Origin of the sequence: Citrobacter sp. Cu231 (assembly GCF_030332265.1) — a bacterium.
GTDB classification, from domain to species: Bacteria; Pseudomonadota; Gammaproteobacteria; order Enterobacterales; family Enterobacteriaceae; genus Citrobacter; species Citrobacter meridianamericanus.
In genome coordinates this window covers 22889-48862 of record NZ_JAOWIE010000016.1, presented here as the reverse complement: position 1 = coordinate 48862, position 25974 = coordinate 22889, and the positions used below count along the sequence as shown (strand labels likewise).

Here is a 25974-nt window from a genome sequence, read left to right as displayed (position 1 = left end):
TCTTACCGCTTCATGCGTTGGCTGTTGACAATATCGAGCATCACCGACTTATTGGCATCGATATAACGTATATAGCTCATGACCTGCTCAGGGCGTTTCCACGTCCCCTCATGCATGATCTGAGTGAGCTCTGTTCCTTTCAATGCCATATCCTGCGCTGCGCCCACGCGGGGGCTGTGCCCGGTCCAAGTTCTGTAGCGGGAGGATTCAAGAGGGGCTCCTTTGACCGCCTCCCAGGCTTTGGCAAATATTTTCTCTATATTTTTACCGGCCATGGGTTTTGCTGCTGGATGAGCATTGCCATAGCGGTCTACCTTGCCAAAGATAAAAGTTGAATCATCGGTGAGTCCGCTCGCGTTAAGCCAGTCACGTAGCCAACCGGCAACATCTGGCGCCAGCACCTTTACCACGCCAACCTCGTCTTTAATTGTTTTTGTATAACCAACATCAAGCGTGGCCGAACCATCCCGTTGAAACTGAATATCACCAATTCGTAAGCGTGCGACTTCTGACATGCGCAACAACGTGTTGTAGGCCACACCTAAGAAAGCGAGGTCCCGTAGCTGCTGCAGTTTGCCACTGGCCTGGGTAATTTCGGCCAACTGGAAAAGATCATCGAGGTGGAGAGGGATCGCCTGTTCTACTCGTTCACCACTGAGGACCGCTTGCCGACTTATCTTCTTCATCCCACGCGTTACCAGTATGTGTGATGCAGGTAAGGCGAGACCAGCCTCGCGATGGATCTTGTTAATCATCGATTTGTGCATCGCGATGGTGTTTTTTTTGCGCCCAAGAGTCTCTCGCAGGTAAATCAGGTATTCACGAACGTCGGCGGGCTCGGCCGGAAGCCACACTTTATTGAACTGCTTACACCATAATCCCCAACTGCGGAGGACTGACTTCATTTGCGCCCAGGTGTTTTCTGATGCTGCTTCCCGGTCGACAAAGAACATGTGTAAATTTTCGGCAACCCGTTCATCATATTTGTCCGCAGTAATCAGCAGTGGGGATTCGGTCTGGTTAACCGGCAAATTAGTCATTGGCATATCTCTCAGGTACACGGGTATGAGTAGTGACTCAACACAGAAAACTATCACAACATTAGTATAATCTGTTAGGTTTTTTATGAAATTTACATGGTTTTTTAGAAAACTGCCGTATTTTTCATTTAGCAGCACAATGGCCGCAACAAAACCTCAGATTTCACGTAGCAACGCGAATACTTGAGTTAACTGTAAGGTTATAGTCACAATAAAAACTAGTTCATGTGTTTTGTTAATCGCCCCATTTTACACAAAAACAAAGGTAATATAATGGGTGTTATATTACTTTTGTTAGTTTTTGGGTGGGGTTCAAATCATGAGCGATGATGCGATGAATTATCAGAATAATCTCTATTTTTGGCTTGTTGGTTAAATTACATACAAATCATACTTAATTTCAATGATTGGCTTTCTCAGCCTTTTACCCCAGGCAACAGGATGATATACAAGCCCAATTCGTTAATTTGTATGAATTTAGGATAGAAAATGGCTAATAGTGATGAACTTTTACTAATTAACAGCGAAATAACAACGGCAATTCAAAAACTTCACCTTGATATCACCTCTCACCGTGCAGTTTCAACGCTCACCAGCCATTTCTGTATTGTCAAAGGATTGCATGCCAAGCCCACCAGCGTACAAAAACGTCTTCGAAAAGGCATCCGGTTTCAAATAAACACACACATTTCCTAAAAATTTGCCCAGACTAACTCTGCTTATGGTCGATTTATCTAACGAAATAGACTAAATTCTCCCTTAGTTTTAACTATTGGGCATTACGCCCACAACCGGAGAATACTGATGTCAGATAGCCGTACGGGCGAAGCCGTCTACAAGGAATTTATTGAATTCCGGGACGCATTCCTGACAGATGCTATGGATGAAGCTTCTGCCTGGAGCACGAATAAGTTTGGTGAGCGGTTTAGGCCTGTTGTGCTTGTCAACGCGCGCAGGCTTAAAAAATGGACTGAAGCGATTGACCAATGGAATAAATTCGCGCAAGAACTCAAGAAATACCCTCAGCTGGGCATACCTGTTTCTCTGTACGAGCCAGCCCCGAAATTCATCTCCGGGGCTATACGCGTTCGTTGTTATGAGCTACCCGCTACCGAGGTAACAACAAAGGCGCGCGAGAAGATCCTGGCTGACTATGATCGTGAAATTGAGCGCTTTAAGGCTATAGATAATACTAATCCATACCTTACCCAGTTGCAGGATGAGCGGAAAACATTCGAAGCCTTGCCTCCAAAAACGAAACTGAGATTACGGCGCACCGGCTACACAGATTTGAATTGCGCATATAGCACAACTGAAGAGAGTCAGATCATGGTGCGCGTATCATCCTCTGGCGTGTTCTTTGATGAGCGTACTCTTGGACAGGGTTTCACCTTCGGGCCTAAAACCAAAAACAGTAAAGCATCGATTTACTCAGAATTGAGCCCCATTCCACAATCGCTCTATCAAAGCATAGATATTTACGACATCGATACAGTTGAAAAGGCAAAAGCCGCACGTAAAAAGTATCGAGAAGAGAACGAACAAGAGATCAAGCGTGAGCAATGGTCGCGCTATAACAAAACGCGTGCTGCCAAAAATGCAATCCGGGCTGATGCAGAACATGCGGCAAGCGAGAAAAACCCTTCAGGTAGCAGCCACGATTGATTCGGCCACCAGCGCACAGCTGGTGGTGTGAGTTTAGCTTGCTCTGCGTCTACGCAACCATTCCTCGGCTTCAGAACGAGTCTCTTCTTCATCATGGAAGGTCTCTTCGTTCGCCGGGGTAAAGTCCACCAGCTGCGTGAAGCAATATACATCCCAGTGATCCGGTGATTTGATGTTGAGCTTCTCGCGCATCTGCTCTTTCGGCACCATATACCATTGACCGGCTTCATTTAGGCCGCATGGGATCTTACATGCCTGGTCGACAGCCTTCCCCCCTTTATCAAACTTGAGTCGTCCCTGCTGCACGGCCATTTTGGCCATGATGTTTGCATATGCACGCTGGTTGGTGAATCGTTCCTTGTCTTTCTTGGTGTGCATCCTTTTACCCCAGCGGATTCGCTGGGCGATGATGCCGTGTTTTTCTTCCAGTACATCAGCAGTGGTCGCGCCTACGCCGTCGCCATCGATGGCGATCTGAATATTGGGGTATTTCTCTGGGTCGCATTCACTGAAAATGAAGTCAGCAAAACGTGACGGTGTAACAGTAGCTTCCATCTCCTTAACCAGATGTGGGACTACGCGCCGGTGTTTGCCGTATCCGGACACCCTGAAGATGCCCATCACTGATTTATCGCGGCCGTTACCGACGTCGCAGCAACAGATCCAGCCCCAGCCCATTGCAAGGGGAACCTTACGCCGCTGCGCACGTTCACACTCATCACGGCCAAGCAGATAGCCGGAAAGCGAGCTGGGGAATTCACCGCGTACCTTAATGAGGTATTCCGGTGACTCCCGGCCACCATAGTCCACCAGCTTTTCACGGATGAATTTCAGCGTTACGAGAGGCGATTCTTCAGAGTTAAGCTTAATCGCGTTGTATAGCCCATTCGGGTTGGCTTCTGTGCGCGCCAGTCGATGGTGAGAGTCATAGAATTCACCAGCAGTACGCGTCGGCTGTGAGATGAGCATCAGCCGGTTGTCGTCCTGCGTCAGCGCACCTTTGATAATACCGAATGCCTTATCCGATACGCCTGACGCTTCATCGATGATGTAAAGCAGGTGCTCTGCGTGCTCACCAGCGAGTGCTTCTTCGTTCCCCAGTCGGAAGCCTTTGGCGATAACTTCCCAGCTACCCTTCGACGCGTTCTCGTAAAAGGTAACATCGGCCAGGGTGAAGTATTGGCCTAACCATGGGAACCGCTTCAGGCATTCTTTCCAGTTCTGCCGGATGTACTTAAAGATACCGGTTTTAACCTGCTGCAGTTTGTTGGCCACGATGATGATACGAGACTCTGGGAAGAACATCAGGTAGCACAAGATCATGATGGCGGTCATGTCGGACTTACCCGTACCATGCCCGGAGGAAACCGTCGTCCAGCTGCCGGTTTGCTGAACTGATTCGATAATTTCCTCCTGCTGCCAGGTGGGGATCTTATTGAACAAGACTTCAGCTGCGGTTACCCAGTCATAACGATACAGTTTAACCAGCTCCTGCCAGCGCGGGTCTTCAGTGATTGAGCGCCTAGTTATGGCTGCCATCATCGCCCCCGTACAGCAGGTTATTTACCTCATCATCTGGTATTTCGTCGTCGGCAAATTGTGCAGTTAGGTTGATATCGTTAAGAGAACCGTCAGCAGCGACATCACCAAACCCGCCACCATCCACCAAGAGATTTACAGCCTCGCGTTTCTCCGCCATAAGTTGTTCGTGCTGAGCATGGCGAATTGCGCGCGCCTCCCTGGCCTGGCGGTCCAGTTCTTCTGGGTCATAAGCTACTGCTTTAACCTTGTCGGACTCTCCCTCTTTCACCTCTTTACGTGCCATCTCCATGAGCAACGCCGGAACCTTATAGCCATGCGTCTCGATGTAGATCGCGGTATCAACAGCACTCCAGCCGTTTTTCTTTCGCTGCTGGTACGCTTGCATGATTCGTTCAGGCTCTTCTGTTTTGCGGTCGTGCAGCTCTTGCTCGCGCTTGTTCTTCGCATAGCTCTGACGAATGCCCGCTAACGATCGTGCGGTGTCATTGATGGCACCCGCCGCGGCCGCGGCAACAGAGAGAGCTTTCGTTATTGGGTTCGGTCCGGATTCATCATCATCACCTGATGTCTGTGGTTGTTCGGTAAGGAAGGTAAGGACCGCTTTCACAGTGCGGTTAAGGCAGAACAGGTTAACGAGGGAAGATTCGATGGCCATAGCCTCAATATCATCAACACCGGCTGCAGCTATCAGCTTTCGGGCTTCCTCCATATCTTCATCGCTGGGGATTATGGATGCTTCCAGAATCTGGCTACCGGCCATGTACTGATCACGCGAACGTCCCGATTTCGTTTTGGTCGATACTGCATTGATCAATTTACCGACCAGCACAGCCTCTTCCGTTTGCCCAGCTTCGACGCGCGCGTGTCTTCCGGCCTCTTTAACTTGCAGGCTTAATTCATTGATTTCCTGTGATAAATTTTTATTCTGTTTCGAGGGCTTTTGATCGCTTTTGCGCTTACCTGACTTTTTTTGATCATTTGATCGTTTTAATTCCTTTTTAACGATCTGATCAGCTGATCGCTGGTCTTGAACCTTACCTAACTGAGTTGTGCCTTCCCCCAGATAGCGACGTGCTGTGTTAGGGTTTAAACCATAGGTAAGTGCATATTCCTTAATAGATATTTTCTCGCCAGCAGCGCGCATTTCCGCATAGCGATTTCTATGTTCTGACCAGTCCGTTTTTACTGCCACTGCGATCACCCCTTTACAACGATGATCGCAGTCTACTGATCGTTACATCTCAATTGATCACTTTTGATTGGTATTAGCTGTCATTTCAGCAACCAAAAAACAGACATATTTATGTTATTTACTGGCTGGTTTATTGATTTTCTCGGTGGTTTTTGTAACATGTGACTCGCTATTTCAATCAATCACAAGCAGTTAGCGTTAAACGCAAGGATTAACACTATGTCTAAATCACCAATTTTTGTGGCTGTCGACGGCGGCTCCGGCAATATCGCGCTTCGTTTTGAAAATGAACAAGGCGAGCTGAAAACGCACATCAGCCCTGCGCTGGTTCGTCGTGGCCTGCTCCAGCACGGGACTCAGGAATCATCTACAACCTGGCGTACCGATGAAGACGAAATTTACTCGGTTACCAATGACGCAACCAGCATCGAGCTGGTCAACACCTGTGATCCAGAATACCAACTGAGTCCGGCCAACCGCGTACTGGTGCTTAATGCGCTCAGCCGCGCCGGGTTAGGTGGGCGTGACGTGGTTCTGGCCGATACACTGCCAGCGGATCAGTATTACGGTGATAACGGCATCAACAAAGTACGCATTGAGGCCAAGAAAAACAGCCTGCTGCGTGCCGTCGAGAACTACTCCGGCTCAGCTGCTGCGCCGAATATCAAACACGTGGCCATTTACCCTGAAGCGGTCACAGCGTACGTCAGCGCAACGGTAATGCCAGACGGCAGTGAAAACCCCGCGTTCGAAGGCGTACAGCGCTGCATGATTGTGGATCTCGGTCGCTTCACCTGTGACATTGCTATCGTTACCAACGAGCTGGAAATCCTCAACCGCGTCACTACAGAACACGGTATTCACGTGATGATTAAGCGCCTTCATCATCTGCTGCAGGAGCACCAGGAGGCGCTCAATCTGCCTGAAGCCAAAGAGATTAGCCTGTCTGCCCTCGATGGCTTTATCGAACGTGGGTATGCCGGTAGCCAGGCGGCTTCGCGAGCGCATCTGCGCCGTGATATTCGCCATTTAGTCGAGCAAGCAGCGCGCGAGCTGGCGAACGATATCCGCAATGACATTCGCAGCCTGCACCGCAACATGACTGACATCGATATGCTGCTGTTTGTCGGTGGTGGCGCGAACTGGCTGGGCGGGAAGCTGGACTATCTGCCAGACTTCTCTAAAGAGTGGCACGATTACACGTACATTCCGGATGAACCTCAGTTCGCCGTAGTTCGTGGCGTACACCTTCTGCTCCAGAACGCACAAACGCGCATTCTGCAAGATTTAGCGGAAACTGCGGAGGCTTAATATGTCAGGAAGCGACACCAAGGCGAAACGTGATGTGTTGTCTATCAACATCACCGAGGATTTGAAGCGATCGGCGGCTTCGTGTCGCTTCATTGATGAGTATCGTGCCACCAGCGACCGTAGTGCAAAGCGCATCAAAATTGTCAGTGCTTTGACAGCTGGCCAGATTTTGCAGGAATGCGATCTGATGGCCGTTATTGGCTTTATCGACACAGAGGCATTTGCCAGACTCGATATTGATCAAAAGAGAATGATGCTGCTGGCGAGAATGCAGGAGTTCATGGGGGTCACAGAGTCAGTTGCTGCGCCGGTGGTTACGACACCCAAAGCAGCACCTGTAGCGCAAACTAAACCAGTGGCCCCTGCTGTTAAGGAGCCACCAGCAACAACTACTGAAGAAAAGCAGGAAAAAACAGAGGAACAAGGTTCAGCTAGAGTGAGTCGCTTCGCTAACCGCTTGCCCGGTGCTTGATGTATTTCGCGATGTATACAGCATCAACCGCGTCAAATAAGCACCTGCTCTTTCCTTCTCATCCTCATCCATAAGCATTTTTTCACGGCGGTCCGGAGGGATTCTCTCCGGATTTCTGCAACGCCTGAAGAATGCATCATCTATCCGTGTTAAGTAAAACGTTCGTGGGCGTACAGACAGGTCTACTACGCAATCTGAGTTGTGCGACAAGGCAATAGATCGCATTCTCAGGTAAATATTACGTAACGATGAGTGGTATTGCGGATACTTCAATTTAAGCCCTTCAGCTACTTCTCTTGCTGTGGCCGGTCTACCAAGCTCAATCAGATACTGCGAAATTTCCCACGACGTTAGCCTATTGTGCTTTGCCAAATAGACACCTCGCCGAGACAACAGATTGTACTAATGCAAAGGGGATTCTACTGACGACATGCCTGTTTTTCAAACGACATTAATCACAGACAAGAAAAAGGCGCATTAAGCGCCTTGATTCATGGAATTTTAGTATGCACAAAGATTACCGATGGCTACTCACAAAAGAATCTTGGAATGGACTCGACTAAGCACATTACAAAACCCCTCAGAAGCTATGCCGCACATATCTTATTACAGAACATACTAAGCATTCAATGTATAAACGATCAGTTGCAAGAAAGCCCGCTTGTGCGGGCTGTATCCTGTCAGTCGTCTATCAGTTGGGTAACGCGGCAGTCGTACAGTTTGGCCAGTTTTTCGAGAGTCGCCTTTTGTGGCTTGCTTCGCTTTTCCATGTTCGCTACGCCCGCCTGAGTGATGCCTAGCGCCTCTGCTACGGCCTCCTGAGATAAACCGCGATACATGCGCCAAGCCGCTTGTAAGGTCACGCCTTTTTTAATCTGAAAGCCTACGACTTCATGAGGGATTGTCTCATCGTCGTTCGGGCCTTCTGTGTATGGGACGGCTTCATACAGCTCATCCAGATCAGAAGTGGCCACCAGCTTATTAAACAAATCAATCGGTATCACTACTGATTGACGTGCGCCGTTTTCGTCGGTCAAAAATTGTATGTTTCTCATTCTCACGGGTCTCGTAAATATTGGAGAAAGTCGCTTTCTCGCTGGGTTGGGCGGGTTTCCCCGCCTCGCCTTAGTACGTATTTGACTGTCTGCGCATTACCTCATCAATTCGGATTATTGTCGGTTTGCCGTCTATCACTGTGAACAGCACCCTGTATACTCCCACCCTTACCCGATACTCTTTGTCTTTACTGCCTTGCATCTTCTTTAAGTCTAACTGCACATCGGGGAAGTCCTCTAACTCGCTAACCTTGTCAAAAATCATTTCACGGTAGCGGTTATCTATGCGGGAGAGTTGTTTCTTTGCCTTTTTACTCCATTCAACCTTCGGCACTTTGTATCCCTCTCGTCGAACTTCGAGATTAATTATAACTATATTTGGTTATAATGCAATTTATTTAGTTATGTTTTCGAGGGGTAGTTATATTTTTTCTAAATGGCAGTGACTGCGATTCATACCTTTGACGATTTCATAGCCTTACGTAACTTATGCATTTGGTTCAGCGTATTGGAAAAACCAGAACGGGGGTGACATGCAGAGAACTTCCCATCCTGCTCAGTCGTGTAGCTCTCCACCAGCGCCATCAGTGCTGCCTCTGCCTGTTCCATTAGCGCTATAGCCTCATCACGCTGCATAGTACGAACGTCTTTCAGGGTGGGAACCTTATCATCCACACCACCACGCGTAACGCGCAGTAACGGCTGCGAAATCTCATCTTCAATAACGATCAGCGCCTTCTTAAGCTCGACTTTAAACCCTTTCTTACAGGCTACAGCTTTAAGACTGCTGGATTCCTGCTGATAAGCGCCAATGTTGTATGGGGCTAACAGAATCGATTCCCCAATATCCATGCTTTCAAGCGCAGTAAGCGCTGCGGTACGCGTAGCGTAATTGCGAATGGTCATTTGAATGACTCCATATCAAAGGCGCGGGTAAAAGCTTCCCGCGAGTGGCTGCTGGTGGCTGAAGATAATGCCTGGCGCAAGTGTTGCTCATCGTATCCGTCATTTATGAACACCACGATCTTACTTTCAAGCCGCTGCTTGGCTTCGGACAGTTTGGCGTCTTTGTTATTACGCATGAAGCGCTTCGTGTAATCACAAATTATCCGTAGCGGTGTTGTAATTTCAGTGTTATCACTAGTCTTCATTCCACCACAAAAAGCTTTCTGCACTGGAGTACGGGCTATGTAGGGTTCTGCGGGTTATGGTTCAGTAAATCTCGCCACAGGACCTAGGCAATGTCGGCCATACACATAGGGGCGCCCGGGTGACCGGATTTGGCTTTTTGTACTGCGTCCATGCTGAGTGCACGAATAGCATTGGCAAGCTCTTTACGAGGGGACATAGAAAATCTCCATATTTAAAATCCTGTCAGTAAATTAATTATCTTTTCAGGTAACTGAAACGCAATCTGATTTATTCAATTGGTACGGGCTGTAGTACCAGTTTTGTTTTCAGTACACCAGGCGTGTTTTCCATTTCGTTGCGACCCAAAATTCCTCCCATTCCAGCCCTGTTGATAAAAGATACGTTAATACATTTTGTGTGATTTTCGTCACAAGTTAAATCTGGATTTGTGACGTATGTCAAATAAAATATTCAAGATAGACAATATAGTGTTTTTCATAAAAATAAACCCCACCAAAATATCGATCATCAGGAGTAAACGTAATGGTTAAAATTTTAGTAGTCTGTGGTAACGGCCTTGGTAGTTCTTTAATGATGGAAATGGCAATAAAAGAGGTTTGTAAAAAAATAAACTTCGAGGCAAATGTAGATCATGAAGATTTATCATCAGCAACTTCAAGCTCGGCTGATATTTGGGTAGCCGCAAATGATATTGCAGCACAACTTATTAGCATGGGTAAAAAAAATGTCATTGGTCTGACAAATATTTTTGACAAAGACAATATTGAAGTGCAGTTAAGACAATTTATTTGACTGGAGTTATCGACATGGAATTCTTCAAATTAGCTTTAAATATTTTAAAAGAACCAGCGATAATGGTTGGTTTAATTTCCTTTATTGGTCTCGTTAGTCAAAAGGCACATGTATCAGATATTTTAAAAGGCACCATTAAAACAACAATGGGTTTTTTAATTCTGGGTGCAGGCGCTACATTTTTAATTGGTTCGCTGGATAAGTTCAGCCTGATCTTTACTGAGGCATTTGGTATTCATGGTGTCGTACCGAACAATGAAGCTATCGTAGCTATTGCACAAAATGCATTAGGTACAGAGATGGCATTAATTATGTTTTTTTCGTTTGTTATAAATATAATTGTTGCTCGCTTCACACCATTAAAATTTATATTTCTGACAGGGCATCACATGATGTTTATGTCAATGATGTGCGCCGCAATTTTATCAGCAGCACATATTTCTGGTTATAAGCTGGTTATCATTGGATCTCTGATTGTTGGCATATCAATGGCCTTCTTCCCTGCAATCGGTCACAGATACATGAAAAAAATAACTGGTTCAGATTCAATCGCAATAGGACATTTTTCAACGTTAAGTTATGTCCTGTCTGGGTGGTTGGGAGAAAAATTCGGAGATGTTTCAAGATCAACTGAAGATATCAAAGTTCCTAAAGGTTTAATGTTTTTGCGTGATACACCTGTAGCAATTGCAATCACTATGTGGCTATTCTTTTTTGGTGCAGGCATTATCGCATCTCCGTCTTACGTTGAGTCAATTTCTGCGGGTCAAAACTGGTTTGTCTTCATATTATTACAATCTCTTACTTTTGCAGGTGGCGTATATGTCGTTTTGCAAGGTGTCAAAATGTTAATATCAGAAATTGTGCCTGCATTTAAAGGTATTTCTGACAAGCTGGTACCAGGAGCAAAGCCAGCGCTTGATTGTCCCGTAGTATTCCCCTATGCACCAAATGCTGTTTTAATCGGATTTATTTGCTCATTTACTGGCGGGTTGATTTCCATGGCGATTCAATACGTCATGGGATGGACCATGATAGTGCCAGGAGTGGTACCACATTTCTTTATCGGGGCAGCAGCAGCTGTATTCGGAAATGCAACTGGTGGATTACGAGGAGCTGTTATTGGTTCATTTGCACAGAGTTTTTTAATTTCCTTCTTACCGATGATTCTCCTTCCTATGCTGGGTTCAATTGGACTTCAATCTACGACATTCAGTGATACGGACTTTGGGGTTATAGGATTACTTTTAGGATGGAGCCTTAGATGAGTTTATTCAATTTAATAACTGCTGATGGAATCATAATCTCCGAGGGGAAAAATTTATCTGTCGATGATGCTATTGATATTTCTTGTAATACTCTTATAGAAAGAGGAAAAATTGAAAAAAGATATATCGAATCTATAAAAATTAAACACCATGAAATCGGCCCTTACTATGTCTTAGCTCCAAAAATAGCAATGCCACATGCACGACCAGAAGATGGCGTGATTGAGGGTTCTCTTCAATTAACCATTTTTAAACATGGTGTGGATTTTGGTGATAAAGAGAATGGGAATGTATATCTCTCTGTGACGCTTGCTGCCTCAGACCCTGATAGTCATATCCATACGATTATGTCTTTATCTGAGTTATTTCAGAATGAAGCTGATATTGATGAAATGGTCAACGCCACTTCTATTAATTCAATAATAGAAATATTAAAAAAATATTGAGGGTGTTTATGAGTGACTTAATTCTAAAAGAACTTAATCAAGCCAGTGAAGTTCTTGAAGCGTTTATCGCCAGTAAAGATGAAATCAATAAAATTTCACTTGCTGCAGATCTTATCGTGAACGCCTTCAAAAATAACCGCAAAGTTATATCTTGTGGTAATGGCGGCTCACATTGTGATGCTATGCATTTCTCCGAGGAATTAACTGGGCGTTACAGAAACAACCGAAAAGGGCTGGCAGCGATTGCTATATCTGACCCTAGTTATATGTCTTGTGTCGGTAACGATTTTGGTTTCGACAAGGTATTCTCACGTTTTATTGAAAGCCTGGGTAATGACGGAGATATATTGCTTGCTATCAGCACGTCAGGTTCTGCACTGAATGTAAAAAATGCGATTATTACCGCCCATGAAAAAGGAATGAAAGTTATTGTGTTGACAGGTGGGAATGATAATTCAACCATGTCCAATATGGCTGACATTGAAATTAAAGTCCCACATCTTGGATATGCAGATCGTATACAAGAGGTGCACATCAAAATTATCCACATTATAATCCACTTAATTGAGAATAGATTTTTATAGTAGGTTTGTGATACAATCATAAGGCTCCATAAAGGAGCTTTATGATTTTGGGGGAGTGTCAATGAAGAAGCTTAGTGCGCCACATGACCTTAGACCTGGCGCCAAAATTAAAACCAAGAAATACGGTTATGTAACGGTAGTTGATTATTATAACTGTCATACTGTAATTGTCGCGTTTGACAATACGGGTAATGTCAGGGCAACATCTTCAGTTAAATTAAGAGCAGGGGAACTTGTTGATAAAGATATACCTCCTGAATCTGAAATGGTCGGTGATAAATACGAGTCCGCAAAGTATGGTATACTTGAGGTAGTCAGTGTTGAAGCAGATAATATTGTTGTGTTACGCAAAGAGGATGGCACTGAGGTTCGATTGCTAACTGTTACACTGGCGAAGATGCAAAAAATGAGTGATTCATCGTTCGCTGAAGATAATAAAGATATTAAGTCAGTCTCCCTTTCCTCCCTTGCAAAAACCGATAAAAGCTCAAAAGAAGTAAATCGCCTGCTTAAGAAAATGTTAAAAAATTATGGCGATTAACCTAATGTATTATAGTACTAATCAAATTTCATAAAGCGAAACTTCAACGGAAAATGTTTCTGGTAAATAGTTGTTTACAGAAAAGAGCAAGGTTTCATTTTCAGCCATTACTCTTACAAGTCTTAGAATATTAAGCCCGCTTCGCTCATGCCAACGAGTTAATCCACTATTCAGAATAATCTCCGCCAGTCTGTTTGGTGACACCGTCAATAGCTGATCCATTCGCGACCAGCGCAAAAAGCTGTGTAGGCTGGATGATAGTAAGAGCCGTCGTTATTACGAACCACCAGCTCGGGAAACATGGCCATCAGTTTTGGAGCGTTCACAATGACACCCTCCGCTGCTGCACGCGGCCCAGTAATGAGTTCAACAATGCCTGGTTAGGGCTACCGAAAACAGCACTGTTCTCAAGAAGCTGGTAGTGATTGCAACCATTGATACGCTTACTTTCGACAATTCTCGCCACAACCATTTTTCTTAGCTTCGTACGGACACCGTTAATCGTGGCGCCAATGTGCTTTTGAACATCAATGGCCGTGGCGCCAGGGTTGGCAGACAGGAAGCTAACTACTTCATCATCATTGATAAACTTTCGGGACATAGTTTCCTCCTTATGCGTTAGCCGTGTTAAACGCCTGAGCGACGGTAATACCACTGAGACTGTGCAAAATTGTCTTCAGCAACGCGCTGTTCTTGCCCTCATCTTTCATTCCGACCACTCGCAATACATCCACCAGCTCTATCTCACTTAGTGGTCGGGTTAACTCGTATCCGCCACCGGGACCACGTGTAGAACGAACTAGGCCCCCTCTGCGCAAATCCGCGGCCAAATGCTCTAACAGAGTGAGTGATACGTCGCTCCGCGCGGCTATTGCTCTGAGTGAAACCCGGCCTTCAGCGATCGATGCCAGAAACTCCACTGCTACATTGTGTCTATTTGAAATTTTCATCGGTTACCTGCTTGGCTATAGAGGTTGCGCCGGTGTTGAAGTGATTTAATCAGCAACAACCTATTAATACTAATTTTGTGCTTATTTATTTAGCGCTGAAATAATATTGCGCGCGACAGCTTCCCACGTAAAACCTGCAACCTTCTCAGCATTAGCTTGGCGATCAACAGCGACCAGTGCTTTGGGCCAGTCGATTTTTGATGTTATGACCTGGTGGTTTACCAACAGCAGACGGTCAGGAGCAATGCAACGGTCGGGGGTTAACACCAGTGCGCCGCACATCGCGGCTTCCAGGACTGTGAGGCCCAGGCTTTCCGGATGCGTTACGATAAAAATATCTGTCTGGCGCAGTTCGGCGGCAAACTCGGTAGCTGGTACCCCATTGCGACGATATGGCTTCAGGCTAATGTTCTCCGGATCAACGGCGGTTAACCCATCATCCGTTAGCGTTCTGGCCACAAACGATATTCCCATGGCTGAGAGCTGGCGCAGGTTCATCATAATGGTCAGTGAATGGTCAAAACCGGAAACGTCGAATGCAGCGTGATCGATGAAGATACGCAGCTGCTCGTTCTGTTTCTTTTCGGGGTAAAAGAGAGAGCTGTCAGCCGCCCAGCCAACATATTTGTTATAGCGCTGGTTGCGGAAAAGACGTTGCTTGTTGTCCTGGAATTTCCAGGTATCGTCACGAACAGTGAAGGTTAGATCCACCGGCGCACTGTCCAGTAGCGATCCATCATAGATCTGCGTTACCGGCACACCAGCAAAATTGCGTAAGCGTTCGCCGATAGTAAGCGGTATCCGGGTAAAATCGCGTACTCCAGGCGACAGAATTGCGGCTGGGGTGGTGATTTTAACCAGGCTGATAACGCTATCAGCAAAAGCTACCGGGTCTTCATCGGGAGCATATGCGCGGTGAAATACCAGCTCGACACCAAGCGATTGAAAGGCCGAACAAAGATGATACATCCACATATCGCTGTAGCATTTCACATCTTCCAGGGAATTCTTCTGCGTTCCAATGATGAGCAGTTTCACTATTCACCCCGGGCAGCTTTAAAAGCGGATTGCATGAGGTCATACAAGCCACGGCCATCATTTTCCTGGTACAATTTCTCCCAGCTATCCCAGTGACGCGCAACGGCCATCCACTCAGGCCCACAGTCGTTCATTTTATAAATAATCCCCTTAAACTCAGGGACAGCCTCGACCATTTTCAGACACCGGCCAAAATCATCCGGGTCCCTTGGGTAATTAGGTTCTGGTTGATGTCTTCCCCACCAGTGACCAAAAACCCCGCCACTTAGAATCCAGGCCATGTAAAGGCTGCTACTACCGGTTTCGTCACTGTTTAACCACGCCTCAAGCCCCATATTTGAAGACGCCGGTACATAAGGGCGGCCAAACTCAGTGACAATAATATTTGCAGCTTCAGCTATTTTGCCGAAACGATGATCAACATTAATGCCTGGGTATTGGCGATTTAGTTCACTGCAAATAGCGGTAATCAGATTGATTTGGTTTATCTGATAACTCTTCATAAAGATGTGCTCCTACGAATAGCCAGAAATTTATTGATGGCCGGGGTTAGTAACTTCTGAAGAGCGGGAGTATTCCTCTCTTGGCATTGAGATGCCCTCACCTTTTCCATGTATTCTTTCCCGGCTTCGACATCACATTCACTTACGTTGATGTTTTCAGAGCCAACGAGCCAGGACGCAGATCGTTTACCTCCGGGAAAATTAAAATAAACCCGATGACCTTCATCCCATTCCTTATAGGCATGGACATTAGTGATGCCGGGAAACCGGGTTAGTGCGGTCTGTTTAACCTCAGCTAATTTTTCCGCTGCCTCTGCACGTTCATGTCTCCAGCGTTTTTCCTGGGCCTGATAGTTCTGCTGGCACTCTTTATCGCAAAAGATGCTTTGCCCGTCCCATACACGCTCCTTATTTCCTTCAGCGCTGACCATCGAGGTGCAATATGTGCACTCTTGCCACCAGCTGAACTCTTCAATAAGAACTTTCATCGGGACCTTGTGTTCACCAGCGTATTTGTCCACCCCAGGCATCCTGCGACAGGATGTAACTTGGCCGAATTCAATGCCGAGCTCATTAGCCCCGTTACGACGCGCAACAACATTGCTACGAGCGAACACCACACATCCGTACTCATCGCCCTGCACGCTGTACGCGAGCAGGGGCTTTTCATCCTCGAGAGAGCTTGTATCCATAACACCACCATAAATTAGTATCATCTGTAATGATACATGCAGAGTTAACTCGGTATCCATGGTAATTTTTGCGGGAAATGATATTTTTTTTTAGTACTTATCGCAGATCAATATTGATAGAGGCAAACAGTGAAGTGATAGGAGTAATGTTGCTTCGCTATGAAAACGTGGATATACATAAAACATACTTAGTACATCCCTTGGAAATCCATAGTGTGTCTTATGTAATCCCATAAAAAAGCCCATCACAAAGGATGGGCAAAGACTACACACAGCAATTCAATGTCGTTGCAGCGCTGGGACTCGAACCCAGATAACGTCCGGCCGGACCGCATGAGATACCCCCAGGTTATGATCCTTGGGTAGAGCTCAACTCCCCCTTCAGGGGGCGCTCTGTTCCAATTAAGCTACACCACAACTGGAAGCGCACTTCCAAGTAACAAACCTTCCCCAAAGTTAATAAAAAGGAGTGCGCTTTCATGTTGTGTGCCGGTTACGGTTCCGGCCAGGCCTCTTCCTCAACGGGGTGTTCTCCATACGGACTACCGTTTGTTGGTCGTTCCTGCGGTTATATTGTGGTGGCCCCTGCCGGATTTGAACCGGCGACCTATCGATTATGAGTCGACAGCTCTAACCACTGAGCTAAAGGGCCAAAAGTGCCGGAGCTTATCCCGGCGCGGCCACTCAGGCGATTGGTCTACCTGGCCGCTGGCGTCTTCTCATGGATGACAACTAACCCAACCAAACTTGCGTCACGTTTGCACCGTGAAAGCGCTACAAGGACTGCCGATCTTTTCGCGCCAGCGCTTCGACCATACCCAGACAAAGATCTGCACCAGGCCGGTACTCAGCGCTTAACCCCTCTTCAACAGACTTTTTAAGCTCTGCCAGAAGTTTATCCATACCATCAGCCTCAAATTGACGAATGGCTTTGGTAGTGGTGGTCGCATGGTTACAACCGCGCACTGCCAAAGACAGCCGTTCCTTAATAACCTCCGCACGATCTTCCTTGCCGTGCACAATATTCATCACAACTTCAAACAGGGCGAGTAATCCCGCCCCTTCTGCTGCGAGCTCATTACGCTGGCGACCGAGCTCATCAATACTTTTATGCACACGCGCCAGCGTATCTTCGATTTGGTTTTTACTAATCATTTCCTGCTCTGCGGGCTTCAACGATAGCAACCTTCTTAAGGGTGCTGAGGCGGTTTACTTCGCTTTTAGCCGGTTTATGCGGATAGTAAATAAAATTGTCTTTATGAATCCGCTCATCAAAGAAACGAATACGAAAACGCTCACCATCACGCCAGATAAGGCGCGGAACTAGGGTTTCGTCAGAGGCGTAATTCACATCGCCACGTTCAGTAAAAGAACAATACTCATCAGTGATTCGGCGGGAGCTTGTACCATCGCTTTCAAAGAGATGTACACGGCATTTATTGGTATCAGACAGGTAATGCGCATAGTGCTCAGCAAATTGTTCTTGGGTCGGACGATCCTGAAAGTGAACATAATACGCTTCCATATCTCCATAACGGTCGAATGGCTCAACGCTGATGCGCCATGGATAACCTTCCATCCAGTACTTGCTTTGCGACTTAATGAAGTTTTGAACCTTACGCAACGGGACTTCGATACCTGGAATACTGATTTCTTCAATGGATGGCATCGCGGCAATTTTCACCGGTTCTGATGATGCCTTAGCAACCGGAGTTGCTGGTGTATTAGTTGCGGGTAATTCAGGTGTTACTACGGCCGGTTCAGCTTCGATCGCTACAGCCGGTTGCTCTTCTGGTGCCGTTTGCGCGCCAGCCTTATTAACCATTGTCCAGAGCGTGAGGAACTGGAAGCCCTCTTCTGATGTGAGCGTTTTGTTCGTCATAATCGCGAACATATTCACTGCACGTTCCATTACGTCCAGGGTTGGAGCCTCAAGTTCTGGGGCATACATCTGCTGAGCCATCATGTGAATATCCTTCGGTTAATCTTTGTTTTATGCGACGTTGACTTTAACGCAACGAAAACCAACAGACAATACTAATTAATAGTATATTTTACAGAAGAATGCCTGCGTTTATTCAGCAGGCAATCACGTTATGGACTTACTGAAGTCCTTGTGGAGGGAAAGAGACGCTTAGTTTGCCGTTCTCTTTTTCCCATTCATCCACCAGCTTACGGCACACTTGATGCAACATGGCCGCAGATTTACTGCCGATCCCCTTAACCTTCGCCAGTTCTGGCTCGCTAAACATCAGAACATGTCGCAGATTCTGGAACGGGGTGTCATGGTTATGCAGCGCTTTCAAGACGGCGGCCGGGATGCCTTCAACATCTTCCAGGCTGACACTGTTAGCCCAATCAACACGCTTCAGTAAGTGTGGGTGAGTGGTGGCCATATCATCCCTGAACATCTCCTGAATGTCTTCGTACATGCCTTCTGGCCATACGTCAGCCACCAGCGGATCAATTCGATATTCCGGGCGCAGCCATTCGTTTAGATGCACTGTCGCGCCAATACCAAGCGTGCAGAGTATGTGATAGGTAAAATCCAACGTGTTCACATAGCGCGGATAGTCGTCAGGGTCCTGGTGAATCAGACTGCCACGGAAGAAACGATGCATAGTGAAGCGGATCGGCTGGCCATCAGCTTTTTTAGTGTCATAGCAATATTCCGCTGCCTTGCCGTTAGCTCTCTGCATTCTCCGCTGCAGCTCTTCGATTTCATTACGTGCAGATTCAAGGCCAGCCATTAGTACCGAGTTGTTTTTGGACAGCTCTGAATTGGTAATGCGCTGCTGGTTCAGTTTCTGGCTCGTACTTTTCAGCGTCTCTCGTGTCTCTCGAAGCTCTTTTTTAGCTTCGGCATTTTTCTTTTTGAGCTTATCCGGTTCCATAATTTCGAGCTCTCTGAGACGGCTCGAAATACGCTTTTCACGCAGGGCATAAGTTTCAACCTGCGACCGTAGCTCTGTAATTTTATTTTTCAGAAGTTCGTCAGCATGCTCCAGTTGCTGAATCCGAACGACATGATTCTCTACAGCCGTGTCTACTGCTTCCTGAATTTCCTTATCGAGATTTTCGGCACGTCCTGCGAGGATCTCGTTTTGCTCACGCAATGCGTCGTTATCCAACTGCAGCAGCTTTTGTGCCTCAAGACGCGATTGGGCAAGCTCAAGCGCTTCGTTGTATTGGTCAATGTCGTCACCGGCTGCGTCGGCAATTTCCTGAGCCAGCATACGAAGGCTGTCGATACAATTCTGGATGTAACGGGTAGACATATCGTCGCCCTTTACGCGCTTAATGGCGTAATCGAGCTGGACAATGCTACTTGTGAAGCCCTCATTGATCAGATCAATCAGGTTAGGCGCTTCCTCTTTGATATCGGTATTTACAGACATGGCAATTCCTCGTTAAGACAAGCTTTCGGCTTCTTTAACTGTCATTCGGCCCAGATGAGACGCTGATAGGAGCGGTGTATTAGGGGGAAAGTTCTCTTGCTGGGCAGCGACAGCTATCTCCATGGGTGTTAACCAGCGTTTCTTTCTTTTGCTCTGGTAGATGATGGATTGGAACCCTTGATCTGTGTAAAAACAGAGGGACCAAAAGTGATAGCGACGTTGAAAAAATTGAAACATGCTAAACCCTACAGACCATACTAATTGATTTGTGATGATAACGAAAAATTAGTATGGTTTGTAATGTTATTTGCCTATTTTTATAGATTTATGCCCGGGTTATTTATGATGAAGGGGAGGAATAGTGCAGAAATGGTGGTAACCAGGACTCACCGCAATCGTACGGCCGAGGCTGGCCGTGGAAAACAACCACACTCGCGGTCGCCGGAAGAGAGCCGTTGCCACGAGAATAACGCTCGGTAGCCCACTTACTCTCACCAAATTTAGCAATATCTGCTTTGTAGCTTACAAACAGTTCAGGGTAGAGATCCTGCCAACGTCGGCAATCACCAATAACACCCCGGATAAAACCCTGATCCCCCCATTTAGACGTCACTGTACACTCTGCAACATGACGAGCGGAGTCATTCCAGAACGTATTCCAGAGCCTCGCTTTTACGTTGTTAGGGATATACATGACAGAACTCATCAGGTATTCGGGGTGATAGAAATCAGTGAGCATCACCATGGTGTTGCCGGTAGTCTTCAGCAGTTTGCTAATATTGCCGACGATGACTGTATCGAGGTCAAAATAGAGCAGATCGTCAGTAATATCAGGACGGAAGAGATCTATCTTCGCCCACCAGCCGTGCATACCCCGATAAGAGTTACTCAGTGGGACACACTCCACGCGGTCCATAACAAACGGAGTATCGGTGAAACAGATAATTTTGTAGCCGGTCGGCAGCTGCGCTACCAGAGTTTTAACGTGATCGACGGTATAGTCACCACCGGAACGCAGCACCAGGGCTATCGTTAAGCGTTTTTTAGCCATTGTTTTAAGCTCATTTGTGGGATGGAATTCAGTTTCCCGCACGAGACAACGTTTATCTGCGGGAGAGCGGAGCGGAACAGTAACGGGAGATGAGATAAGTTATTCGGAATCCCTCCACTATGTACCCGCGGTTCCTGTGTGGCATCAACGCCAACAAGAGCGACGTTTTTAAACCCCAAGTGATACGCCAGACCGAGCGCCCCCCAGGCTGAGTTGCCGTTGTGGATCTTGGTCTCATTCTCAGAGAGGGTTTTCTTGGCTGACCACCGCCATAACCACCATTCGGGGCTGCCTTTAATACGCGGCTCAAGTCCCTGCTCCCCTACCCGCTCAAACGAATGAACGTGGTTGGTTACCGGCGCACCAGCTGAGCAATAGTGCACGTTACGACGTCGAATGCGCAGTCGACGTATGTTGTCGCGTGATGGGTCTAACGTGAAGAAATACGAGGCACGTGACAGCCAATCAATAGCGCCATTAACCGCTATAATTGGTACGCCGCGTGGTGGAACAAAACCAGCCGCTGAAGGGCCGGAAGCCACGATGATCACCCGATCACCGCCTCGAGGCTTTTTATAGGAAAGCATGTAAGTTCAGTTCTCCGGGAACAGTTGATTATGTCGATATGCGATAGCTCTTCCCGCACACCGGCGAATTCGCGGTGCCACTTCTTAACACTGAGTTGAGATGGATTACGTAAATTGCCGGTATGGCGCCCGTGAAAATGGACACCCCGGCGTATAGAGCAGTCATATCCGATCAGGTAGATATGTTTTGCTCCAAGACTGGCGGCAAACTGAATGGCCATTGAACCAGAATTGAATTCAACCTCTGGCGCGCCAAAGCGCTGGTATTCGATACCGTAGAGAACGCTTGCCGACCGGGAAGCAGTGCAGCGCCTGATATTCTCAGGAACGATTTTTCCATAACGACGCCACCAGTCTTCATCCCCAGCAAACAATGCATACGGCTGTCTGAACATGCTGTATGCGTTGTTAACTGCAACAACTGGGTATCCCCGTTCTTCTATTCGTTCACAATCCACTTTTTTCAACGATGGTCCTGAAGCGACACAAAAAACTTCATTAAACAACGTGAGCTCCGTGAAGATCAGGAGGATTGTTTTTCACCACCAGCATCGATGGAGATATTCGCTGCAGAGATCTCAACATGCGTCGGGGTCCTGATTTGTACCGGCTTGTCAGACACCACACTTACGCGGCCATCGCCGAAAATGGTGATGCTACTGCCGTTTGCTTCCACGTGAAGAGCTTCACGCTCAGGCACGCGAACTGTGATTACTTCAATCTCTTCCGGGATATCGAGAACAGGATCTTGAGTCATTAGAACCTCATTAGCAGTGATAGCGGTGCGGATTACAGCCGCACCGGTTGGATTAATGAGGGAATTAAAGCATAAGTTAACTCATAAAAATACTAAACATGAGATTAGTTTTAGTCTGTCGAAATTGACTGCCCCGGCTCCAGCAACCAGTACCTCAACGTCATCTTCACCATCATTTCCCAGCCAACAACGATCTCATAGCAATACCCCTGCTCTCTCAATCGCTGTTGCCACTCCAGTTGTTCTGGTGTTGGTCGCCCTTTGCCAAACTTCAACTCAAGACGAAGGCCATGATATACACCGCGGGCGGCATCAAGCGTGGCGTCAGGATAGCCTTTCTTCTGGCCCTCGGCCTTCATGTCAAAACCTACCTTATCCGAACGCGCACCACCATTAGGCGTAGCGTGCAGAAGTTCGTAAATTTCGCGATGCTTCCGATGCATAAAATCGAAGTAACGCACCTGGTCCCAGTGCTCATAGTTGCCCTTGAGTAGCTCGGGCTTGTTCGCCAGCTGCGTCAGCGCTTTTGCATGAACTGACGGAGCAAGATCTTGCTCTAACCGGGCAATCACTGAAGCCATCTTACCCTTTGGTACACTGGTAATATCGGGTATACCGTCAGAACGCTTTTTCCCTAGCTTCTTCAGGCGGCCATTCTTATCCCGACCGGTGGACTCCAGCCAGCGCTCATCAAATCGAAGCACAACTTTTCTCCAGTATGTGAATATTTCTAATAATATTACTTGCTGCATACATATAATACTAAATAATCAGTAAGTAGAGTACATAGGCAAGATCATAACTTGACAATTACTATGTAAATCTATTGCCATAACCACATGAAATTTATAAGTTAATGGTATCGTGCCTATATGTTTACCCGGGATATAACAATGAAAAAACAGCCAACCGACATAAAAAATGAAGAAAACGAAAGTGCAGATGTTACAGATAACCAGGATGAACGACGCATTAGTGATGAATTACGTAAACAGTTGGAAGCATCCGATCCCCAAGGGGCATTGAGTAAAACACGTGGAGAATACCATCGACAAAATAGCTTGAGCGCAATAGTACGCAAACACTCAGAAGAGTTACACAAAACCCAAACTGAGAAATACGAGCACATGCGCAAAGAGCTCATTGAAATGCAGAAACAAGGAAGCTTTGGCGCACTGTATAGACAAATTGAGAATATCCAAAAACAAACAGGACTTGGCGGTTCATTGCATAAACAAATGGAAGAGATCCAAAGAAAAGCTGGTTTTGGTGGACTACTGGAAGGTATTCACAAGCAGGCTAGTTTTAGTGGTTTATTCCATAAACAAATAGATGAAATTAGTAAACAAACTAGTCCAGCTTGGTATCTAAGCAACCAAACCAAGAAGATTCTTGAACAAAATAGTTTGGGCAACTTGGTTCGAAAGCAGCTTACTGATATGCAAAAACAATTAATTTTCGGTAGCCAATTGCGAGATAGATTTGACGTAGAAAAGAAATTATCAGGCTTATATAGTGCCGGTTCACTGCTGAAGGATATACAAAAACAGGCTGGTCTTTTTGACTCAGTTAATTCTTTAAAACAATTTGAAAATATTTTTAATGCTTACGTTAAGGAGAATAACCCTTCCCTGTCTTACATTATGGAGCTAGGGATATCTTCAGTAGCTAAAGCTTACAACGAAGGTGTTTTAGAGACCAATGATGAAGCAGTAACAAAATCAGACACTAGTTCAGTCTCCACCGAAAATAACGATTACGCAAAGTTTCTCAATTTATTTAAAGCACTCCCACAACCTATTCAATTCATTATCTATACAATACTTTCTCAGATTTTTTTAGGCGCTTTCATTGATTACGGAAAAGCTAAAGTTTTAGTTGAAATATACAGAGCTGAAACATATATTCAATCCATTTTTGAAAACAAACCAGTCACCAGAACAAATATATTGAAAGAAAACAAAAATATAGATTGGAACTCACTGAATGATTTTAGAATTATTACGGGTGAGAATATCCGCCTACGTGAAAAGCCCTCCATGAAAAGTGGGGTAATTGAAACCATTGGCAAAAATACAGTTGTTGCCATTTTGGACAAAAGCGGTAGGCAGTGGCTGTATGTTCAGGTGCAATCAGGTGATGAGCTTATAACGGGCTGGATTACTCGTACTTATACCAAACCAATTAAAGGATGAAAATTGCTTTAATTAGAATATAATCCCCATATCTAAATATGGGGATTATTCATATCGTCAACACTCAATGACTCATTTTTAGCCACTAAATGTTGCATAACTGCAATCTTACTCCTGAGTGCGGCCATCACTGTCAGACAGCGGGTTTTCACTCAACTCTTTGGATTTCATGATCAACGTCACTACTGCTCGAGCAGTTGGCTTCAATTCTACGGGAATACCTCCAAATCGTTTGTTAAGTACGGCTAACTCGCCGCGGCTTATTAGCTGCAGGTTCTCTGGCTCACAATTTAGTGGATCGTTATCTTTGAAAGTAACGCAATGACCAGCTGCCAGTTTGCCGTTATGCTTTTCCCAGACAACACGCTGTTTCAGTTGCCATTTATTGGGCTCGGCCACTTTGATTTCTATGTACCCATCGCGATTGATTCGCTCAGCACCTACTGGACGGCTGTTAATCGCCGTTTGCCCCTTCTTAAAAGAGCCAGAGTTTGCTTTCATTACTCCTTTAGTTCCAGCGTTGGCCGGTACATGCCCTTTCTGAAATTGACCGGTTCTACCCGTTTTCAACCCCAACCTTTTGCGGAATGTATGCAGTTCTTTCGGGGTTCTGGCAGTACCAAAACGATTGTTGAACGCTATGGCCAGATTGCCCGCCGGTAGCATGTAATTAACCTTCATCCATGCGCACATCGCTGGTGTATGGACAAACTTCATTTCGATTCCAGCCATTTTTGAACATTTTTAACTCGACCTTCTCCGAGCGCTTTCTGTACCTCAAGAGCAAGTTTGCCGTTCTGAATGATCTGAGTTGCCACACTGGTTATTGCCTTCGTGCGATTCAGCTCCAGCTGGAGTTTCTCTTCTTTCAAATCCTCTTCGCCTAAGCGCTCAATTTGGGCAAAAAGATGATTATTAAGGTCCTCAAGTGAGTTCTTCATGGCTTTACTCCGCTCAACATAGTGGCACGGCAAACATCCCATATCTCCTGCGCACCGACATCACCAACCTCATAGCCGTCGCATAAGTCGATAATTTCATCACGTAAGGTTTCAGGGACCAGCTCTGGCATGTGCGCCTCCAGTTCAGCTATGCGTGTTTTCGCCTCGGTATATGCTTCACACATAACGTCAAACAGGAGTCCATCCTCTAAACAGGCCTTCAGCTCAGGCTTGTACCCTACGCAACCATCGTTTGGATCTTGTATGTTATGAATGTAGGTATCCAGCGCCCCCAAATGACGACCAAAGCCACCTCGATCATCCACCAACACTTGCCAGGCGCGTAACAGGAATAGCTTTTCCTCCCGTGACAGCTCTGTATCTGCCAGCGCATCTGCGATACCTGGCACGGTATTGGTACACCAGCGATCCTCGACTCGCTGAGCCGCGGAATACAGCTTCCAGAAATATTTCATTTCCTCTGCATCCGGGCGCGCCTGGCGGATCTGAATTACTTTTCCGTTACTCATTCATCTTTCCCCTGCTCCTTGCTTAGGAGCGCAATGTCGTAGATGTTCTGTTGAGCCAGCAACCACAGTGGCTCCAGACCACAGAACGGCCCCAACTTCAGAGCCACATCGGCAGTTAATGACTGTTTTTTGTTAATCAGTCGTGAGATGGTCGCAATATTCACACCTATTTCCCGGGCCGCTGCGGCGCTGGAAATGTTGCGTTGTTCAATGACCTTTTTCAGGATTTCCCCAGGGTGCAAATTCGACATATTTTTCTCGTTAAAAAAGCG

At 46.3% G+C, this 25974-nt stretch carries 36 protein-coding genes, 2 tRNA genes and 1 pseudogene; 10 read left to right on the top strand and 29 right to left on the bottom strand.

The window, feature by feature from the left end:
• Window positions 1–2: 2 nt before the first annotated feature.
• Window positions 3–1040: a tyrosine-type recombinase/integrase gene (locus OGY15_RS00530; protein WP_211924555.1), complete on the bottom strand. Its 1038-nt coding sequence runs from the start codon at window positions 1038–1040 to the stop codon at window positions 3–5.
• A 489-nt stretch (window positions 1041–1529) separates the two neighbouring features.
• Here OGY15_RS00530 and OGY15_RS00525 point away from each other — a divergent pair, with 489 nt between their 5' ends.
• Both OGY15_RS00525 and OGY15_RS00520 read left to right on the top strand, forming a co-directional pair.
• Window positions 1530–1736, top strand: a complete 207-nt coding sequence (locus tag OGY15_RS00525) for a hypothetical protein (RefSeq protein WP_286537346.1) — start codon at window positions 1530–1532, stop codon at window positions 1734–1736.
• A 108-nt stretch (window positions 1737–1844) separates the two neighbouring features.
• Complete coding sequence (locus tag OGY15_RS00520) at window positions 1845–2705, top strand: hypothetical protein (protein WP_286537344.1); 861 nt, start codon at window positions 1845–1847, stop codon at window positions 2703–2705.
• A gap of 33 nt (window positions 2706–2738) precedes the next feature.
• Here the strand turns inward: OGY15_RS00520 and OGY15_RS00515 are convergent, their stop codons facing one another.
• Both OGY15_RS00515 and OGY15_RS00510 read right to left on the bottom strand, forming a co-directional pair.
• Window positions 2739–4244, bottom strand: a complete 1506-nt coding sequence (locus tag OGY15_RS00515) for a terminase (protein WP_286537341.1) — start codon at window positions 4242–4244, stop codon at window positions 2739–2741.
• Entirely contained in the window at window positions 4228–5439 is a 1212-nt protein-coding gene (locus OGY15_RS00510; RefSeq protein WP_286537339.1) for a hypothetical protein, read from the bottom strand. The genes OGY15_RS00515 and OGY15_RS00510 overlap by 17 nt, the downstream gene beginning before the upstream one ends.
• A 219-nt stretch (window positions 5440–5658) precedes the next feature.
• Between OGY15_RS00510 and parM the strand changes: the two genes are divergently transcribed.
• Window positions 5659–6750 (top strand): ParM/StbA family protein, encoded by a 1092-nt coding sequence (gene parM, locus OGY15_RS00505; protein WP_071667183.1) that lies wholly within the window; start codon window positions 5659–5661, stop codon window positions 6748–6750.
• A 1-nt stretch (window position 6751) separates the two neighbouring features.
• Window positions 6752–7222, top strand: coding sequence for a hypothetical protein (locus OGY15_RS00500; protein ID WP_211924553.1), 471 nt, complete (start codon window positions 6752–6754; stop codon window positions 7220–7222).
• On the opposite strand, the gene OGY15_RS24765 is transcribed toward OGY15_RS00500, so the two are convergent.
• The 6 genes and pseudogenes from OGY15_RS24765 to OGY15_RS00475 form a co-directional block, all read right to left on the bottom strand.
• Window positions 7178–7594, bottom strand: coding sequence for a hypothetical protein (locus OGY15_RS24765; protein ID WP_446661403.1), 417 nt, complete (start codon window positions 7592–7594; stop codon window positions 7178–7180). The genes OGY15_RS00500 and OGY15_RS24765 overlap by 45 nt on opposite strands.
• A gap of 308 nt (window positions 7595–7902) precedes the next feature.
• Window positions 7903–8277: a helix-turn-helix domain-containing protein gene (locus OGY15_RS00495; RefSeq protein WP_071667185.1), complete on the bottom strand. Its 375-nt coding sequence runs from the start codon at window positions 8275–8277 to the stop codon at window positions 7903–7905.
• 70 nt (window positions 8278–8347) lie between these two features.
• Window positions 8348–8611, bottom strand: a complete 264-nt coding sequence (locus OGY15_RS00490) for a type II toxin-antitoxin system RelE family toxin (RefSeq protein WP_071667186.1) — start codon at window positions 8609–8611, stop codon at window positions 8348–8350.
• A gap of 119 nt (window positions 8612–8730) precedes the next feature.
• Entirely contained in the window at window positions 8731–9183 is a 453-nt protein-coding gene (locus OGY15_RS00485; protein ID WP_286537333.1) for a hypothetical protein, read from the bottom strand.
• Window positions 9180–9359: a hypothetical protein gene (locus OGY15_RS00480; protein WP_286537331.1), complete on the bottom strand. Its 180-nt coding sequence runs from the start codon at window positions 9357–9359 to the stop codon at window positions 9180–9182. The genes OGY15_RS00485 and OGY15_RS00480 overlap by 4 nt, the downstream gene beginning before the upstream one ends.
• A gap of 155 nt (window positions 9360–9514) precedes the next feature.
• Window positions 9515–9625: pseudogene (locus tag OGY15_RS00475) on the bottom strand (thiamine pyrophosphate-binding protein); the annotation flags it as partial.
• 326 nt (window positions 9626–9951) lie between these two features.
• On the opposite strand from OGY15_RS00475, the gene OGY15_RS00470 reads away from it, so the two are divergent.
• The 5 genes from OGY15_RS00470 (at window position 9952) to OGY15_RS00450 (ending at window position 13060) form a co-directional block, all read left to right on the top strand.
• Window positions 9952–10221 (top strand): PTS sugar transporter subunit IIB, encoded by a 270-nt coding sequence (locus OGY15_RS00470; protein WP_286537329.1) that lies wholly within the window; start codon window positions 9952–9954, stop codon window positions 10219–10221.
• Window positions 10222–10235: 14 nt separating this feature from the next.
• Complete coding sequence (gene ulaA, locus OGY15_RS00465) at window positions 10236–11489, top strand: PTS ascorbate transporter subunit IIC (RefSeq protein ID WP_286537326.1); 1254 nt, start codon at window positions 10236–10238, stop codon at window positions 11487–11489.
• The gene (locus tag OGY15_RS00460) at window positions 11486–11935 is read left to right on the top strand and encodes a PTS sugar transporter subunit IIA (RefSeq protein ID WP_286537324.1); all 450 of its coding nucleotides are present in this window, start codon (window positions 11486–11488) and stop codon (window positions 11933–11935) included. The genes ulaA and OGY15_RS00460 overlap by 4 nt, the downstream gene beginning before the upstream one ends.
• Window positions 11936–11943: 8 nt before the next feature.
• Window positions 11944–12519: a D-sedoheptulose 7-phosphate isomerase gene (lpcA, locus tag OGY15_RS00455; protein WP_286537322.1), complete on the top strand. Its 576-nt coding sequence runs from the start codon at window positions 11944–11946 to the stop codon at window positions 12517–12519.
• A 61-nt stretch (window positions 12520–12580) separates the two neighbouring features.
• Entirely contained in the window at window positions 12581–13060 is a 480-nt protein-coding gene (locus tag OGY15_RS00450) for a hypothetical protein (protein ID WP_286537320.1), read from the top strand.
• Window positions 13061–13081: 21 nt separating this feature from the next.
• On the opposite strand, the gene OGY15_RS00445 is transcribed toward OGY15_RS00450, so the two are convergent.
• The 16 genes from OGY15_RS00445 to OGY15_RS00375 form a co-directional block, all read right to left on the bottom strand.
• On the bottom strand, window positions 13082–13282 hold the full coding sequence (locus tag OGY15_RS00445; protein ID WP_286537318.1) for a hypothetical protein: 201 nt from the start codon (window positions 13280–13282) through the stop codon (window positions 13082–13084).
• A gap of 100 nt (window positions 13283–13382) precedes the next feature.
• Window positions 13383–13661: a hypothetical protein gene (locus OGY15_RS00440; RefSeq protein WP_286537316.1), complete on the bottom strand. Its 279-nt coding sequence runs from the start codon at window positions 13659–13661 to the stop codon at window positions 13383–13385.
• Between the two features lie 10 nt (window positions 13662–13671).
• Window positions 13672–14010: an RrF2 family transcriptional regulator gene (locus OGY15_RS24655; protein WP_211924536.1), complete on the bottom strand. Its 339-nt coding sequence runs from the start codon at window positions 14008–14010 to the stop codon at window positions 13672–13674.
• An 81-nt stretch (window positions 14011–14091) separates the two neighbouring features.
• A complete protein-coding gene (locus OGY15_RS00435) occupies window positions 14092–15048 on the bottom strand; it encodes a glycosyltransferase (RefSeq protein WP_286537314.1) in 957 nt (318 codons plus the stop codon).
• Window positions 15048–15551, bottom strand: a complete 504-nt coding sequence (locus tag OGY15_RS00430; protein WP_286537312.1) for a hypothetical protein — start codon at window positions 15549–15551, stop codon at window positions 15048–15050. Before OGY15_RS00430 ends, OGY15_RS00435 begins: the two co-directional genes overlap by 1 nt.
• Complete coding sequence (locus tag OGY15_RS00425; protein ID WP_286537310.1) at window positions 15548–16243, bottom strand: hypothetical protein; 696 nt, start codon at window positions 16241–16243, stop codon at window positions 15548–15550. The genes OGY15_RS00430 and OGY15_RS00425 overlap by 4 nt, the downstream gene beginning before the upstream one ends.
• Window positions 16244–16531: 288 nt before the next feature.
• Window positions 16532–16660: transfer RNA gene (locus OGY15_RS00420), tRNA-Met, on the bottom strand.
• Between the two features lie 159 nt (window positions 16661–16819).
• A tRNA-Ile gene (locus OGY15_RS00415) sits at window positions 16820–16895 on the bottom strand.
• Between the two features lie 122 nt (window positions 16896–17017).
• Entirely contained in the window at window positions 17018–17398 is a 381-nt protein-coding gene (locus OGY15_RS00410; protein WP_286537308.1) for a hypothetical protein, read from the bottom strand.
• Window positions 17391–18209 (bottom strand): hypothetical protein, encoded by an 819-nt coding sequence (locus OGY15_RS00405; RefSeq protein WP_286517520.1) that lies wholly within the window; start codon window positions 18207–18209, stop codon window positions 17391–17393. Before OGY15_RS00405 ends, OGY15_RS00410 begins: the two co-directional genes overlap by 8 nt.
• Window positions 18210–18345: 136 nt before the next feature.
• Window positions 18346–19641, bottom strand: coding sequence for a hypothetical protein (locus OGY15_RS00400; protein ID WP_286537305.1), 1296 nt, complete (start codon window positions 19639–19641; stop codon window positions 18346–18348).
• A 340-nt stretch (window positions 19642–19981) separates the two neighbouring features.
• Window positions 19982–20692, bottom strand: coding sequence for a hypothetical protein (locus OGY15_RS00395; RefSeq protein WP_286517522.1), 711 nt, complete (start codon window positions 20690–20692; stop codon window positions 19982–19984).
• A complete protein-coding gene (locus tag OGY15_RS00390) occupies window positions 20674–21279 on the bottom strand; it encodes a hypothetical protein (RefSeq protein WP_353655347.1) in 606 nt (201 codons plus the stop codon). The genes OGY15_RS00395 and OGY15_RS00390 overlap by 19 nt, the downstream gene beginning before the upstream one ends.
• Window positions 21240–21785 carry a hypothetical protein gene (locus tag OGY15_RS00385; RefSeq protein WP_275377569.1) on the bottom strand — a complete coding sequence of 182 codons (546 nt, stop codon included), beginning with the start codon at window positions 21783–21785 and terminating at the stop codon, window positions 21240–21242. Before OGY15_RS00385 ends, OGY15_RS00390 begins: the two co-directional genes overlap by 40 nt.
• A 17-nt stretch (window positions 21786–21802) precedes the next feature.
• Window positions 21803–22036, bottom strand: coding sequence for a hypothetical protein (locus OGY15_RS00380; RefSeq protein WP_211924526.1), 234 nt, complete (start codon window positions 22034–22036; stop codon window positions 21803–21805).
• A gap of 110 nt (window positions 22037–22146) precedes the next feature.
• Complete coding sequence (locus OGY15_RS00375) at window positions 22147–22740, bottom strand: PDDEXK family nuclease (protein ID WP_502872253.1); 594 nt, start codon at window positions 22738–22740, stop codon at window positions 22147–22149.
• A gap of 189 nt (window positions 22741–22929) precedes the next feature.
• On the opposite strand from OGY15_RS00375, the gene OGY15_RS00370 reads away from it, so the two are divergent.
• The gene (locus OGY15_RS00370; protein ID WP_286537301.1) at window positions 22930–24231 is read left to right on the top strand and encodes an SH3 domain-containing protein; all 1302 of its coding nucleotides are present in this window, start codon (window positions 22930–22932) and stop codon (window positions 24229–24231) included.
• Between the two features lie 108 nt (window positions 24232–24339).
• Here OGY15_RS00370 and OGY15_RS00365 read toward each other — a convergent pair whose 3' ends face one another.
• The 4 genes from OGY15_RS00365 to OGY15_RS00350 are packed head-to-tail and all read right to left on the bottom strand — an operon-like array spanning window position 24340 to window position 25953.
• The gene (locus OGY15_RS00365; RefSeq protein ID WP_286517526.1) at window positions 24340–24963 is read right to left on the bottom strand and encodes an HNH endonuclease signature motif containing protein; all 624 of its coding nucleotides are present in this window, start codon (window positions 24961–24963) and stop codon (window positions 24340–24342) included.
• Window positions 24945–25172, bottom strand: coding sequence for a hypothetical protein (locus OGY15_RS00360; RefSeq protein WP_071667216.1), 228 nt, complete (start codon window positions 25170–25172; stop codon window positions 24945–24947). Before OGY15_RS00360 ends, OGY15_RS00365 begins: the two co-directional genes overlap by 19 nt.
• Window positions 25169–25702 (bottom strand): hypothetical protein, encoded by a 534-nt coding sequence (locus OGY15_RS00355; RefSeq protein ID WP_286517527.1) that lies wholly within the window; start codon window positions 25700–25702, stop codon window positions 25169–25171. Before OGY15_RS00355 ends, OGY15_RS00360 begins: the two co-directional genes overlap by 4 nt.
• Window positions 25699–25953 (bottom strand): HigA family addiction module antitoxin, encoded by a 255-nt coding sequence (locus OGY15_RS00350; RefSeq protein WP_181553293.1) that lies wholly within the window; start codon window positions 25951–25953, stop codon window positions 25699–25701. Before OGY15_RS00350 ends, OGY15_RS00355 begins: the two co-directional genes overlap by 4 nt.
• Window positions 25954–25974: the final 21 nt, after the last annotated feature.